The following is a 14,188-nucleotide window of genomic DNA, read 5'->3' as shown; positions in this document are numbered from 1 at the left end:
AGGGCCCCGAAACCCGGGCTACGGCGTGACCACCGAGCCGCCGAACGTCACCACCAGGCGGCCGTCCGAGGCGAAGGACCAGCCGAGGGCGCCGTCGTAGGAGGAGCAGCGGGAGCCGTTCGTGCCGGACCAGAACTGGTTGGAGCTGTCGGAGTTCCCGATGATCCGGTCGTTCGTGCCGCTGCCGCTGCGGCAGGAGGTGTTGTTCCGGAACACCGAGGTGCCCGCGTCGAAGTTGAAGTTGCGCTCGGTGTTGTCGACGCTGACGTTGTCCGAGATCGTCATCGAGCCCGGGTTGCTGTTGTACGTGAACCCGTGCTTGCCGTTGCCGACGGCGAAGCTGCGCCGTACGACGTGGTTGATCGGCACGTCCTCGCCGCCCAGCTTGTAGCCGTTGCGGTCGCCGTTGCCGGCCTGGGAGCCGTCGCTGAGGGTGCCGTTGTCGTAGGAGAGGGAGTCCTCGATGGTCACCGGGCCGATGGGGTCCTCGTCGGCGTAGGTGTACAGGTCCCAGCCGTCGTCGATGTTGTGGTGCGCGACGGCGTACCGGAAGACGTTGCCGGTGCCCGTGGTGAGCTTCGCGGCGAAGCCGTCGGCGTCCTCGCCGTCGGAGTCGGCGTTGTCGTGCGACTCGGCGCTGAGGATCAGGTTGTTGGAGGGCCACTGCGCGGTCGGCGTCGTGGACGACATCCGGCCGAGCTGAAGTCCCGTGTCGCGGTTGAAGCGGGTCACCGTGCGCTCGATGACGTTGTTGCTGCCGCCGACGAAGATGCCGTTGTCCCCGGCCCGTTCGACGATCAGCCCCTTGACGTGCCAGTACGAGCCGTTGAGCTGAAGCCCGCGGTTCGCCGAACTCTCGCTCTGTGCCGAGAAGTTGAGCACCGGGGTCTCGCCGGGGTAGGCGGCGAGCGTGGTGCGGGCGCCGGAGGTGCCGTTGTTGCCCGCCGGGACGGTGACCGTGGCGGCCTGGTGGTACGTCCCTCCGCGCAGGTAGATCGTGCCGCCCGCGGAGATCCGGCTGATCGCCGAGGTCAGTGTGGTCGGCGCGGACTGGGTGCCGGCGGCGCCGTCGGTGCCGTTCGGGGCGACGTAGAGCGCGGTGCCGGTCGGCGGGGGTGTGTCGGCGGTGACGACGTCGGCGTGGTCGAGGTTGGGCAGGCCGCTCGCGGTGGTCGGGGTGAGCCGGATGGTGTTGCTGCCCGCGTTCAGGGTCACCGTGAGCGTCTTGGTGACCCAGGTCGACCAGGCGCCGGTGCCCTCGAAGGACGGGGTCTGCACGGTGGTGCCGTTGACGATCAGGCTCGCGGGGCGGGCGGCGGTGGTGCCGTTGGCGAAGCGGAGGTTCAGGGTGGCCGTGCCCGCGGTGGCCGCGGTCACCGTGAACTGGGCATAGCCGCTGGTGGCGTTGGTGCCGTTGCAGAATCCGGTGCCGGAGAACCCGGCCCAGTCGGAGTCGATGGTGCCGGCGCAGACCGCGGGCGAGGTCTCGGCCTCGTAGCGGGTGGTCGCGGCCTGCGCCGGGTTGCCGGACAGCGCGACGAGCGCGCCGGCCAGGAGGCCGGCGCAGGCGAGTGCGGGTCTCAGGTGCATCAGGGTGCCTCCGGGAGTGAAAGGGGCTCGGGAGTGAATGGGGCTCGGTAGATACAGGGGCTTGGTGGTAAGCGCTTTCTCTCGGAAGCTTGGGAGTGGTGTTGTGTGCGCGTCAATATCCGCGTACTTGATTCTTATTCACAGACATGAACATTGAACTCATCAGAGGTGGAAGCCGTACCTGAGGGTCGATGCCCGGATGCGAGGATGAGGCGCCATGACAGCAGGGTGGTGTACTCGCACGATTCGGGCCGCGGTGTTCGCGGCCGTCTGCGTGCTGCTCGCCGCCCTGGGGCACGTCCTGATGTCCGGCAGCCACGTCCCCGCGTGGGCGCTGGCGGCGGGCGTGGCCGCCACCGGAGCCGTCGGCTGGTGCCTGGCGGGACGTGAACGCGGGCTGCCGCTGATCGTGACGGTCGTGGTGGCCGCCCAGACGGGGCTGCACTCGGCGTTCTCGCGCGCGCAGTCGGCGCCGACGGCGGATGTGGGCTCGGCGCACATGCACGGCATGGACGCCATGGCGATGCATCACATGCCTCACACGAGGGGCATGGGCGGCATGGACGCCATGGGCGGCATGGACATGGGCGTCGCCACGGCCGGCTCGTCGTCCTCCGCCGGCATGTTCGCCGCGCACCTGCTGGCCGCCCTGCTGTGCGGTCTGTGGCTGGCGTACGGCGAGAAGGCCGCGTTCCGGATTCTGCGGGCGGCGGCCGGCCGGCTTGCGGCACCGCTCCGCCTCCTGCTCGCCCTCCCCGTACCGCCGGACCGGCCCCGCCTCCGCCTGCGCGGCCGCCGCTCGGACCGGGCACCGAGCCTTCTCCTCGTCCACGCGATCACCTCCCGGGGTCCGCCAGTGGGGCTCGCTGTCGCCTGACGACAGCCGGCGCTGACGGCCGTAGGGCCGTAACTCCCCCTCACTCACCGGGGCGCGGAGCGTGCCCGCACGCCCGCGGTCCGGATTCCGGACGACCCGAAGGACATCAGGTGATCGCTCCTGTCACGCGGAAACGGGCGGTGTCGGCGAAAGCGGCCGCATCCGCCGCTCTCGACGACTCGGCCACGGCCTGGGCGCTGGCCGCCCGGGCCGGAGACCCCGCCGCCGTGGACCACTTCGTACGCGCCCTGCACCGTGACGTGCTGCGCTACGTGGCGCATCTGTGCGCCGATCCCCAGGCTGTGGACGACCTCGCCCAGGACACCTTCCTGCGCGCGCTCGGCAGTCTGCACCGGTTCGAGGGCCGCTCCTCGGCCCGCTCCTGGCTGCTGGCCATCGCCCGCCGCGCGGTGGTCGACAGCTACCGGTGCGCCTCCGCGCGCCCGCGCCCGGCGGACGTGGCGGACTGGCAACTGGCCGCGGAGAAGGCGCAACCGCGGGGCGTGCCCGGCTTCGACGACGGTGTCGTCCTGCTCGATCTGCTGGCCTCGCTGCCCGACGAGCGCCGCGAGGCGTTCGTGCTCACGCAGTTGCTCGGACTGCCCTACGCCGAGGCGGCACAGGTGAGCGACTGCCCGGTCGGCACCGTGCGTTCGCGCGTGGCGCGAGCCCGGGCGACGCTGCTGGATCTGCTGGACGAGACCGAGGAGCGCCCGCTGCAGGCCGCGTAGTCGCTCAGCGGCAGCGGCAGTTGGGAAAGGGTCCGGGCGGACGGGAAGCGGCGAGCAGGCCGACGGCGGTGGCCCGTCGACCGGGGAATGGCCCCCCGGCCCGGCATTAAAAGCGCGTAAAGATTGCCGGGTTCCGGCAATGAAAGGATCCCCGCTCACGTGTCACGATCCCGTCACGTCGGAGGTCGGCGACGGGTGAGCGGGGGACGGCGCGATGGTCTGGTTTCTCGGACTGGGCATCACGGGGGTCGCGCTGCTCGCTCTGTCGCTGGTCTTCGACGGGGTACTGGAGGGTGCCCTGGACGGATGGATGTCGTTGCCGGTCGTCGCCGGGTTCCTGGCGATGACCGGCTTCGGCGGGGCCATCGCCACCGGTGCCGCCGGTGCCGGTCCCGCGGTCGCCACCACGGCGGGTGCCGTGTGCGGAGCGGGGACGGCCTGGCTGACGTACCGCTTCAGCCGGGTCCTGATGCGTGATCAGACGGCCGCCACCCCGAACGGGGACGATCTGGTGGGCACGTCCGGCAGTGTGGTGACGGCCATCCCCGTGGACGGCTACGGCGAGGTGCTGTTGCGTCTCGCGGGCCAGCGCGTGAAGTTCGCCGCCCGCAGCGCGCGGCCGGTGGCCCGCGGCGCCGAGGTGTGGGTCGAGGCGGCACCGTCCGCGACGTCGGTCGTGGTCCGCCCGGTGGACCACTGACGCGTCTCTCTTTCTCTCTTCTCTTTCTTCACTTTCGTACGTGATTCGGGGGCACTGCCATGAGTCCTGTCGTCTTCGCCGTCATAGGAGTCGTCGTACTCCTCGTGCTGCTGGCGCTCGTCGTCGTCACCCGCTACAAGGTGGCCGGGCCGAGCGAGGCGTTCATCGTCACGGGCAGGAGGGGCAAGAAGTCCACCGATCCGGAGACCGGGCGGGTCTTCACCGACAACAGCGGCCAGAAGGTCGTGGTCGGCGGCGGAGTGTTCGTCGTGCCCTTCGTGCAGCAGAAGTTCACGCTCGACCTGTCCTCCCGGCACATCCCGGTCGCGGTGCGCGGCGCGGTCACCCTGCGCGGGGTGAAGGCGAACCTGGACGGCGTCGCGATCGTCAAGGTCGGCGGCACGGAGGACTCGATCCGGGCGGCCGCCCAGCGGTTCCTGATGCAGCAGGACGGCATCGTCGGCTTCACCCAGGAGGTGCTGTCGGGCGCGCTGCGCGCCATCGTGGGCCGGATGTCCGTGGAGGACGTCATCCGCGACCGCGCCGCCTTCGCCGGGCAGGTCGCCGAGGAGGCTGAGGCGAGCCTGTCCGGGCAGGGCCTGGTGCTGGACGCATTCCAGATCCAGGACATCACCACCGAGGGCTCCTACCTGGAGGACCTGGGGCGTCCGGAGGCCGCGCGCGCCAGGCAGGAGGCCGACATCGCCGAGGCCGTGGCCCGGCGGGCGGCCGAGCAGGCGCGGCTGAAGGCGGAGGAGGAGATCGCCGTCGCGCAGCGCACGTTCGCGCTCAAGCAGGCCGAGATCAAGGCGGAGACGGACGAGGCGGCGGCCCGGGCGGCGGCCGCGGGACCGCTCGCCGAGGCGGCCCGGCAGCAGGAGATCCTCACCCAGCAGGAGAAGGTCGCCGAACGGCAGGCCGCGCTGACCGACCGCCAGCTCGACACCCAGGTCCGCAAGCCCGCCGACGCCCAGCGGTACGCGGCCGAACAGGAGGCCGAGGCCCGTCGGGTGGCCCGGGTCAAGCAGGCCGAGGCGGAGAAGGCGGCCGGCATCGCGGACGCGCAGGCCGAGGCCGAGCGGGCCCGGCTGACCGGTGAGGGCGAGAAGCAGCGGCGCGGCGCGCTGGCCGAGGCGGAGGCCATCGAGGGCCTGAAGCAGGGCGAGGCCGAGCGGTCCCGGCGCGCGGCGATCGCGGAGGCGGTACGGCTGGAGGGCGAGGCCGAGGCGTCGGCGATCGGGGCGAAGGGCGCCGCCGAGGCGGAGGCGATGCGGAAGAAGGCGGACGCGTTCGGGCAGTACGGCGACGCGGCGGTGCTCCAGATGCTCGTCGAGGTGTTGCCGCAGGTCGTGGCGAAGGCGTCGGAACCGCTGAGCGCGGTGGACAAGCTGACGGTGATCTCCACGGACGGCGCGGGCCGCATCCCGCGGGCGGTGGCGGACAACGTCGCCCAGGGCATGGAACTCCTCGGCTCCACGACGGGCGTCGACCTCGCCGAACTGCTCAAGGACATCACCCGGCGTGGCACGACCCCGGCGGAGCCCACGGCCGAACTGAACGGGAAGGTCGAGATCAGCGGCTGATCCGCCACTACCGGTGACGCGCTGCCGCCCTCGGGGGACGGGAGCGCGTCACACGCGTTTCACGGATTCGCGACGAGCGCGACGATCCGCTCAGGGCCACACCAGGCAGTACGGCTGATGCCCCGCCTCATGCAACCGATGGCTGAAGTCCTGCCACTCGTGCAGCAGCTGGTACACGTTGAACGCGTCCCGTGGGCCCCCGCGGTCCGGGACCGTGGACCAGATGAAGGCGGCCGCGCCGACCGCTTCCTCGCCGATGCCGCGCAGGGGGTCCACGACCGTCATGGGGAGCTTCACGACGGCGTAGTCGGGGTGCAGGACGACCAGTTCCAGGGGCGGGACCTTGTGCAGGGGGACGCCCTCGATGCCCGTCAGTACCATCGCGGCCATCGTCTCCGGCTTGATCTTGGTGAACATGCCGTTCATGCCGAGCTCGTCGCCGCCGAGTTCCTCGGGGCGCATCGAGATCGGGACGCGGGCCGCGGTCGCGCCGTCCGGCGCGCCGAAGTACTTGTACGTCACCCCCACCCGACCACCATTCCTGCTCGCCGCCCGGATCCGGTCGACGCGCTGGTCGATCCGCTCGGGGTCCGTCTGTCCGCCCTGTGCCTGCCGTGCTTCGGTCGTGTCCTCCGCTTCGCGCCGGTGCCTTCCCCGCCGGGCACGACGAGGACCCAGGTCATCAGTCCCCTCGCCCAGTCCGCCACCGCGATGCATATCTCCACCCGACTGCTTTTCTAGGACGCGTGGTCCCCGCCGCGCAACCCGATCATCGTGTCAGTGACCTCCCCCACGGCCGCTCGCCGAAACGTGCGGTGAAACACCTGTCCGCAGGATCTTGCACCAGGCCCCAGTTTCGCAGATCGCGGGGGAGTGGGGACTGGATCTCGGGTCAGGAGAGAGCGGGCCCACAGCCCCGGGCGCCCCCTGGCCTACCCTGAGGAGGTCACTGACACCCGGAGTCCGAGCAGTCGGAGAAGGTCGGAGAAGTCGCAGGACATGAGCTCACTGCCTTATTCATACGATGCGCCTGAGTCGCAGGCTCTGTTCGATCGTGCGGCGGCCGTCACGCCCGGCGGCGTGAACTCCCCGGTGCGCGCCTTCCGCGCCGTGGGCGGAACACCCCGGTTCATGGTGTCCGGCAAGGGCGCCTACCTCACCGACGCCGACGGACGCGAGTACGTCGACCTCGTCTGCTCCTGGGGTCCCATGATCCTCGGGCACTCCCAACCAGAGGTCATCGCGGCCGTGCAGGAGGCCGTCTCGCGCGGCACCTCCTTCGGCACGCCCGGCGAGGGCGAGGTGGCGCTCGCCGAGGAGATCGTCGGCCGGGTCGGGCCCGTCGAGCAGGTACGGCTCGTCTCCAGCGGCACCGAGGCCACCATGTCGGCGATCCGGCTCGCCCGCGGGTTCACCCGGCGCGCCAAGGTGATCAAGTTCGCCGGCTGCTACCACGGCCACGTCGACTCGCTGCTCGCCGCCGCGGGCTCCGGTGTCGCCACCTTCGCGCTGCCGGACACCCCGGGCGTCACCGGCGCGCAGGCCGGCGACACGATCGTGCTGCCGTACAACGACCTGGAGGCCGTGCAGGAGGCCTTCCACCGGCACCCGGGCGAGATCGCCTGTGTGATCACCGAGGCCTCACCCGGCAACATGGGCGTCGTGCCTCCCCTCCCCGGGTTCAACCAGGGGCTGAAGGACGCCTGCGCCAAGAACGGCGCCCTGTTCATCTCCGACGAGGTCATGACCGGGTTCCGCACCAGCCGCGCCGGCTGGTTCGGCGTCGACGGGGTCGTCCCGGACCTGATGACCTTCGGCAAGGTCATGGGCGGCGGCTTCCCGGCCGCGGCCTTCGGCGGCCGCGCCGACGTCATGGCGCACCTCGCGCCCGCCGGGCCCGTCTACCAGGCCGGCACCCTCTCCGGGAACCCGATCGCGACGGCCGCCGGTCTCGCCCAGCTCCGGCTTCTCGACGATGCGGCCTACGACAAGGTCAACGCCGTGTCGGAGCAGATCCAGGGCCTGGTCACCGAGGCGCTCACCAAGGAGGGCGTCGCGCACCGGCTGCAGAGGGCCTCCAACATGTTCTCGGTGTTCTTCACGGACCGCGAGGTGCGGGACTACGAGGACGCCAAGAAGCAGGAGTCCTTCCGTTTCACCGCGTTCTTCCACTCGCTGCTGGCGAACGGCGTCTACCTGCCGCCGTCCTCCTTCGAGTCCTGGTTCGTCTCCACCGCCCACGACGAGCGGGCCGTGCAGAAGATCGCCGACGCCCTTCCGGCGGCGGCCCGGGCGGCGGCGGAGGCGACGGCATGAGCACCCCCGGCATCGACCCCGGCATCGACCCCGCCATCAGCTCCGGCAGCGACGCCGACATCACCGTCGTCCACGTGATGCGGCACGGCGAGGTCGCCAACCCGGACGGCGTCCTGTACGGCCGGCTGCCCGGCTACCACCTCTCGGAACTCGGGCGCCAGATGGCCGACCGGGTCGCGGAGCACCTCGCCTCCCGGGACGTGACCCACGTCTGCTCCTCCCCGCTGGAGCGGGCGCAGGAGACCGCGACGCCGATCGCCAAGGCGCACGGCCTGGACCTCGCCACGGACGAGCGGCTCATCGAGGCGGACAACGTCTTCCAGGGCAAGACCTTCGGCGTCGGCGACGGCGCGCTGAAGCGGCCGGCCAACTGGAAGCACCTCGTCAACCCGTTCAGGCCGTCCTGGGGCGAGCCGTACTTCGAGCAGGTCGTACGGATGATGGGGGCGCTGGACACCGCGAAGGACCGGGCGCGCGGGCACGAGGCCGTGCTGGTCAGCCATCAGCTGCCGATCTGGATCGTGCGGTCCTACGTCGAGAAGCGCCGCCTGTGGCACGACCCGCGCCGCCGGCAGTGCACGCTGGCGTCCCTGACGTCGTTCACGTACCAGGGCGACAAGATCGTCTCCGTCGGCTACAGCGAGCCCGCGATCGACCTGGTCCCGGAGCACCTGCGGGCCGGGGCGAAGCCGGTGAAGGGCAAGAACAAGGCGTTCGGCGCGTAACAGGACTTCGTGACTCTTGTTGCGAAACCTATGCAATTCCTAGGAACCTCCCCGTTCGTCCCGTCCTCTGACTGGGTGACCACCAGAGAACGTGACGAACGGGGATGCGATGCGCACTCTCACCCGAAGGGGAGCACTCGGGCTCGGCGTCGGCGGGGCCGCCGCGGTAGGGCTGGCCGGCTGCGGGGCTCTCAAGCCGTCAGACGGGTCCACCCCCTCCGGAGGTTCCGCGGACGGAGGTGCCGCGGATCACCGCCCGGCCGGCAAGGGCGAGCCGCGGGCCCGGCTCATCGGCGACGGCTCCACCTCGTACACCGGCAAGCAGCCGAAGCAGCCCGAGAAGCCCGTACCGCTGGAACCCGGCCAGACCCCGCCCCAGTTCGTCGTCTTCTCCTGGGACGGCGCCGCCGAGGTCGGCAACGGCCTCTTCCCCCGCTTCCTCGACCTCGCCGAGGAACACGGCGCGCACATGACCTTCTTCCTCTCCGGGCTCTATCTGCTGCCGGAGAGCAAGAAGCGCCTCTACGACCCCCCGAACAACCTGCGCGGCGCCTCCGACATCGGCTACCTCACCGACGCGCACATCAAGGACACCCTGAAGAACGTCCACCGCGCCTGGCTCGACGGCCATGAGATCGGCACCCACTTCAACGGCCACTTCTGCGCCGGTTCGGGCTCGGTCGGCAACTGGACCCCACAGCAGTGGCGCAGCGAGATCGACCAGGCGAAGTCCTTCGTGAAGGAGTGGCGCACCAACACCGGCTGGACCGATCTGCCGTCGCTGCCCTTCGACTACGACAAGGAACTCGTCGGCGGCCGCACCCCGTGCCTGCTCGGCCAGGACAACCTGCTGCCCACCGCCCGTGAGCTCGGCTGGCGCTATGACGCCTCCTCGCCCGGCGGCCGCCAGGTCTGGCCCACGAAGAAGCAGGGCATATGGGACCTGCCGCTTCAGCAGATACCTTTCCCCGGCCGCGGCTTCGAGGTCCTGTCGATGGACTACAACATGCTCGCCAACCAGTCCGTCAACTCCACGAACGCCCCCGCCCACAACTACCCGGGCTGGCGCGAGCAGTCGACTCAGGCGTACATATCAGGCTTCAAGCGGGCGTACGAGACAAATCGTGCACCCTTCTTCGTCGGCAACCACTTCGAGCAGTGGAACGGCGGCATCTACATGGACGCCGTCGAGGAGGCGCTGCGGCACATCGCGCGGGAGAAGGAGAAGGGCGAGGACGTACGGCTGGTCTCCTTCCGGCAGTTCACGGACTGGCTGGACGCGCAGACCCCGGAGGTGCTCGACAAGCTGCGCACGCTGGATGTGGGGCAGGCGCCCGCCGGGGGCTGGAAGAGCCTCTGAAAGGCGGTCTGAAATGCGGGTTTTCACCTGCAAGGGGGGTGCGCAAGATCCCCGGAACGGACATGCGAAACTTTTCACATGAGTGCCGCCAGTCGCGCCCCCCTGACCCTCGCCGGTGCCGTCGTCACCGCGCTGCTGCTGTCCGCGTGCACCTCGGGCGGCACGTCCGGGGGTTCGGGCAACACCGGCTTCGTCATGGGCAAGGACGGCATCGCCACCGTCGAGCAGGCTGAGCGGGACACGGCCCCCGAGCTGTCCGGGCCCACCGTCGACGGCAAGCAGCTCGACGTCTCCTCCTACGACGGCAAGGTCGTCGTACTGAACGTCTGGGGCTCCTGGTGCTCGCCCTGCCGGGCCGAGGCGAAGGGCTTCGAGCGGGTCTACAAGGACCTGAAGGCCGACGGGGTGCAGTTCGTCGGCATCAACACCCGCGACACCAGCACCAAGAACGCCCTCGCCTTCGAGAAGCAGCAGGGCGTCACCTACCCGAGCCTGTACGACCCGACCGGCAAGCTGATGCTCCGCTTCGAGAAGGGCACGCTCAACCCGCAGGCGATCCCCTCCACGCTCGTCCTCGACCGGCAGGGGAAGATCGCGGCACGCTCGCTGGCCCCGCTCAGCGAGGAGAAGCTGCGCAGGATGATCGCCCCGGTCCTCGCGGAGAAGTGACGTGAGCGCCCTCACGACACTCGCTGCGGCCACCGATCCCAACCAGACGGTGATGAGCGGCGCCCTGCTGATCGCCCTGCCCATCGCGATGCTCGGCGGTCTCGTCTCCTTCTTCTCGCCCTGCGTCCTGCCGCTGGTCCCCGGCTATCTCTCCTACGTGACCGGCGTCACCGGCACCGACCTCGCCGAGGCCCGCCGGGGCCGGATGGTCGCGGGCGCCTCCCTCTTCGTCCTCGGCTTCACCGCTGTGTTCGTCTCCAGCGGGGCCCTGTTCGGCTACTTCGGCGACAACCTCCAGGAGCACAAGGACGTCCTGTCCAAGGTGCTCGGCGTCCTCATGATCGCCATGGGCGTCTTCTTCATGGGCCTGATGCCCTGGATGACCCAGCGTGAGTTCCGCCTGCACAAGCGGCCCGTCACGGGTCTGGTCGGCGCCCCCTTCCTCGGCGCGCTGTTCGGCATCGGCTGGACGCCCTGCATCGGCCCGACCCTCACCTCGGTGATCGCGCTGTCCTACAACGAGGCGAGCGCCGGCCGGGGCGCCATACTGACCGTCGCCTACTGCCTCGGCCTCGGCCTGCCCTTCGTGCTGGCTGCGGTCGCCTTCCGCAAGGCGCTCGGTGCCTTCGGGTGGGTCAAGCGCCACTATGTCTGGGTGATGCGGATCGGCGGCACGATGATGATCGCGACCGGTCTGCTGCTGCTGACCGGCGCCTGGGACAGTCTCGTGTCGGAGATGCAGACCTGGTCCAACGGCTTCACTGTGGGGATCTGACCGATGAGCAAGACGACAACCGACCGCGCCGAAGAGCAGGACCTCGGCGCCGCCGGCTCCCAGCTCTCCACCGCCCCCAGGGAGGAGCTGCCGAACCTGCCCGCCATGGGCGTCGTCGGCTGGGCCCGCTGGTTCTGGCGGCAGCTGACCTCCATGCGGGTCGCGCTGCTGCTTCTGCTGCTCCTCGCGCTCGGCGCGATCCCCGGCTCGCTGATCCCGCAGTCCGGTTCGGACGAGACGAAGGTCGCCGACTTCCGCGAGCGGCACGAGATCCTCGCGCCCCTCTACGACAGGCTCGGTCTCTTCCACGTCTACAGCTCGGTGTGGTTCTCCGCGATCTACATCCTGCTGTTCGTCTCCCTCATCGGCTGCATCGTGCCCCGCACCTGGCAGTTCGTGGGCCAGCTGCGCGGCCGCCCGCCGGGCGCCCCGAAGCGGCTGACCCGGCTGCCCGCCTACACCACCTGGCGCACCGAGGCCGAGCCCGAGCAGGTCCGCGAGGCCGCGCTGGCCCTGCTCAAGAAGAACCGCTTCCGGGCCCACCTCGCCGGTGACGCCGTCGCCGCCGAGAAGGGCTATCTGCGCGAGGTCGGCAACCTCCTCTTCCACATCGCGCTCATCGTGATGCTGATCGCCTTCGCCTGGGGCCAGCTGTTCAAGACCGAGGGCAACAAGCTGGTCGTGGAGGGCGACGGCTTCTCCAACACCCTCACGCAGTACGACGACTTCAAGTCCGGCACCCTCTTCGACACCCACGACCTCACCCCGTTCTCCTTCGACCTGAAGGACTTCAAGGGCACCTACGAGGCCACCGGACCCAACAAGGGCACCCCGCGCACCTACCAGGCGTCCCTCGCCTACTCCGAGGGCGCCTACGGCAAGGAGACCTCGACGGTCGTCAAGGTCAACGAGCCGCTGGAGATCGGCGACTCGAAGGTCTACCTCACCGCCCACGGCTACGCCCCCGTCATCACGATCCGCGACGGCAAGGGCGAGGTCGTCTACAGCGACGCCGTACCGCTGCTGCCGCTCGACTCCAACGTCACCTCCTCCGGTGTGATCAAGGTCTACGACGGCTACAAGAACGCCGAGGGCGTCACCGAGCAGCTCGGCATCAAGGCCTTCTTCCTGCCCACCTACACGGCCGGCAACGAGATCACCTCCTCCTTCCCCGCCCTGATCAACCCGGTGCTCAACCTCGAGCCGTACTACGGCGACCTGGGCGTGGACTCGGGCATCCCGCAGAGCGTGTACCAGCTCGACAAGAAGCACATGAAGGGCTTCAAGGACGCCAAGGGAAAGCAGCTGCGCAAGAACCTGCGCCCCGGGCAGACCGTCAAGCTCCCGAACGGCGCGGGTTCGATCACCTACGAGGGCACCAAGGAGTGGGCGAACTTCCAGGTGACCCAGCAGCCCGCGAGCGGCTGGGCGCTGGCCGGCTCCCTCGCCGCGATCTTCGGTCTCGCCGCCTCCCTGTTCATCCAGCGCCGCCGGGTGTGGGTCAGGGCGGTCAAGGGCGCCGACGGTGTGACCGTCGTGGAGATGGCCGGGCTCGGCCGCAGCGAGTCCGCCAAGGTGCCCGAGGAACTCGGCGAGCTCGCCGGGACCCTGTACGACCAGGCCCCGGGGGCGCCCGACCCCGAAGCCCCCGACGACGACCCCGAACCGACCACCGACTCCGCTGTACCTGCCGAAGGGGCTGAGAAGTGACTCTCGCCGCCGCTACCAACGAAAGCCTCGCGAATCTCAGCAACACGCTGATCTATTCCGCGATGGCCGTCTACACCCTGGCCTTCTTCGCGTACATCGCCGAATGGCTCTTCGGAAGCCGCAGCAAGGTCGGCCGCACGGCCGCCGCGCTCACCGCGACGAAGAAGGCCGCCGCCGCGCCGGCGGTCACGGTGAAGAAGGCCGGGGGCACCGCCGTACTGGAGCGGCCGAAGGTCGTGGTCCGGGCCGCGAGCGGCTCGCGCGACGTGCCGGACGGACCCGGCGCGCACGGCGGCGACGAGCAGGGCGACCTCTACGGCCGTATCGCCGTGTCCCTGACGGTGCTCGCCTTCCTCATCGAGTTCGGCGGAGTGCTCACCCGGGCCCTGTCGGTGCAGCGGGCGCCGTGGGGCAACATGTACGAGTTCAACATCACCTTCTCCACGGTCGCCGTCGGTGTGTACCTCACGCTGCTGGCGCTGCGGAAGAACGTGCGCTGGCTCGGGCTGTTCCTCATCACCACGGTCCTCCTCGATCTCGGCCTCGCCGTCACTGTCTTGTACACCGCCAGCGACCAGTTGGTTCCCGCCCTTCACTCGTACTGGCTGTACATCCACGTCTCCACGGCGATCTTCTGCGGCGCGGTGTTCTACGTCGGCGCGGTCTCCACGCTGCTGTACCTCTTCAAGGACTCCTACGAGAACAAGCTGGCGAACGGCGGCACCCCGGGCCGCTTCGCCAACTCCGTCCTGGACCGGCTGCCCTCCTCGGCCTCCCTGGACAAGTTCTCCTACCGCGTCAACGCGGCCGTCTTCCCCCTGTGGACGTTCACGATCATCGCGGGCGCGATCTGGGCGGGCGACGCCTGGGGCCGCTACTGGGGCTGGGACCCCAAGGAGACCTGGTCCTTCATCACCTGGGTCGCCTACGCCTGCTACCTGCACGCCCGCGCCACGGCCGGCTGGAAGGGCCGCAAGGCCGCCTACCTGGCCCTGGTGGCCTTCGGCTGCTGGCTCTTCAACTACTACGGCGTGAACATCTTCGTCTCCGGCAAGCACTCCTACGCCGACGTGGGCCTGGGCGCCCTGCAGTCCGTGGGGTTCTGAAACGCGGGAAGCGCAGGTCAGCGCCCGTAAGGGTCGCGTTCCGGCG

The 14,188-nt window shown here is 70.0% G+C and carries 13 protein-coding genes; 11 read left to right on the top strand and 2 right to left on the bottom strand.

The genetic code is table 11. The features are described from left to right. Positions 1-18: 18 nt before the first annotated feature. A complete protein-coding gene (locus tag AC068Z_RS04495; RefSeq protein WP_478552150.1) occupies positions 19-1,590 on the bottom strand; it encodes a carbohydrate-binding protein in 1,572 nt (523 codons plus the stop codon). Positions 1,591-1,807: 217 nt separating this feature from the next. Here AC068Z_RS04495 and AC068Z_RS04490 point away from each other — a divergent pair, with 217 nt between their 5' ends. The 4 genes from AC068Z_RS04490 (at position 1,808) to AC068Z_RS04475 (ending at position 5,481) form a co-directional block, all read left to right on the top strand. After that, positions 1,808-2,467, top strand: coding sequence for a hypothetical protein (locus AC068Z_RS04490; protein ID WP_478552149.1), 660 nt, complete (start codon positions 1,808-1,810; stop codon positions 2,465-2,467). A 110-nt stretch (positions 2,468-2,577) separates the two neighbouring features. Then, positions 2,578-3,198 (top strand): sigma-70 family RNA polymerase sigma factor, encoded by a 621-nt coding sequence (locus AC068Z_RS04485; protein ID WP_478552147.1) that lies wholly within the window; start codon positions 2,578-2,580, stop codon positions 3,196-3,198. A gap of 214 nt (positions 3,199-3,412) precedes the next feature. Continuing rightward, complete coding sequence (locus AC068Z_RS04480) at positions 3,413-3,898, top strand: hypothetical protein (RefSeq protein WP_478552146.1); 486 nt, start codon at positions 3,413-3,415, stop codon at positions 3,896-3,898. Between the two features lie 59 nt (positions 3,899-3,957). Then, positions 3,958-5,481, top strand: a complete 1,524-nt coding sequence (locus tag AC068Z_RS04475) for a flotillin family protein (RefSeq protein WP_478552145.1) — start codon at positions 3,958-3,960, stop codon at positions 5,479-5,481. Positions 5,482-5,571: 90 nt separating this feature from the next. On the opposite strand, the gene AC068Z_RS04470 is transcribed toward AC068Z_RS04475, so the two are convergent. Then, a complete protein-coding gene (locus AC068Z_RS04470) occupies positions 5,572-6,198 on the bottom strand; it encodes a hypothetical protein (RefSeq protein WP_478552144.1) in 627 nt (208 codons plus the stop codon). A gap of 282 nt (positions 6,199-6,480) precedes the next feature. On the opposite strand from AC068Z_RS04470, the gene hemL reads away from it, so the two are divergent. From hemL to ccsB, 7 genes are all read left to right on the top strand, one after another. Continuing rightward, positions 6,481-7,797, top strand: a complete 1,317-nt coding sequence (gene hemL / locus AC068Z_RS04465) for a glutamate-1-semialdehyde 2,1-aminomutase (protein ID WP_478552142.1) — start codon at positions 6,481-6,483, stop codon at positions 7,795-7,797. Next, complete coding sequence (locus AC068Z_RS04460) at positions 7,794-8,522, top strand: histidine phosphatase family protein (protein ID WP_478552140.1); 729 nt, start codon at positions 7,794-7,796, stop codon at positions 8,520-8,522. The genes hemL and AC068Z_RS04460 overlap by 4 nt, the downstream gene beginning before the upstream one ends. 109 nt (positions 8,523-8,631) lie before the next feature. Further along, entirely contained in the window at positions 8,632-9,882 is a 1,251-nt protein-coding gene (locus AC068Z_RS04455; RefSeq protein WP_478552138.1) for a polysaccharide deacetylase family protein, read from the top strand. Positions 9,883-9,960: 78 nt separating this feature from the next. Then, complete coding sequence (locus AC068Z_RS04450) at positions 9,961-10,551, top strand: TlpA family protein disulfide reductase (protein ID WP_478552136.1); 591 nt, start codon at positions 9,961-9,963, stop codon at positions 10,549-10,551. Position 10,552: 1 nt separating this feature from the next. Continuing rightward, positions 10,553-11,326 (top strand): cytochrome c biogenesis CcdA family protein, encoded by a 774-nt coding sequence (locus tag AC068Z_RS04445; protein WP_478552135.1) that lies wholly within the window; start codon positions 10,553-10,555, stop codon positions 11,324-11,326. Positions 11,327-11,329: 3 nt separating this feature from the next. Beyond that, on the top strand, positions 11,330-13,036 hold the full coding sequence (gene resB / locus AC068Z_RS04440) for a cytochrome c biogenesis protein ResB (RefSeq protein ID WP_478552134.1): 1,707 nt from the start codon (positions 11,330-11,332) through the stop codon (positions 13,034-13,036). Further along, on the top strand, positions 13,033-14,142 hold the full coding sequence (ccsB, locus tag AC068Z_RS04435; protein WP_478552132.1) for a c-type cytochrome biogenesis protein CcsB: 1,110 nt from the start codon (positions 13,033-13,035) through the stop codon (positions 14,140-14,142). Before resB ends, ccsB begins: the two co-directional genes overlap by 4 nt. The last annotated feature ends 46 nt before the right edge of the window (positions 14,143-14,188 follow it).

The sequence above is a fragment of the Streptomyces sp. NPDC043726 genome (genome assembly GCF_056436565.1).
The sequence above is the reverse complement of the archived record's forward strand: the minus strand, read 5'-3'. Positions and strand labels throughout refer to the sequence as shown.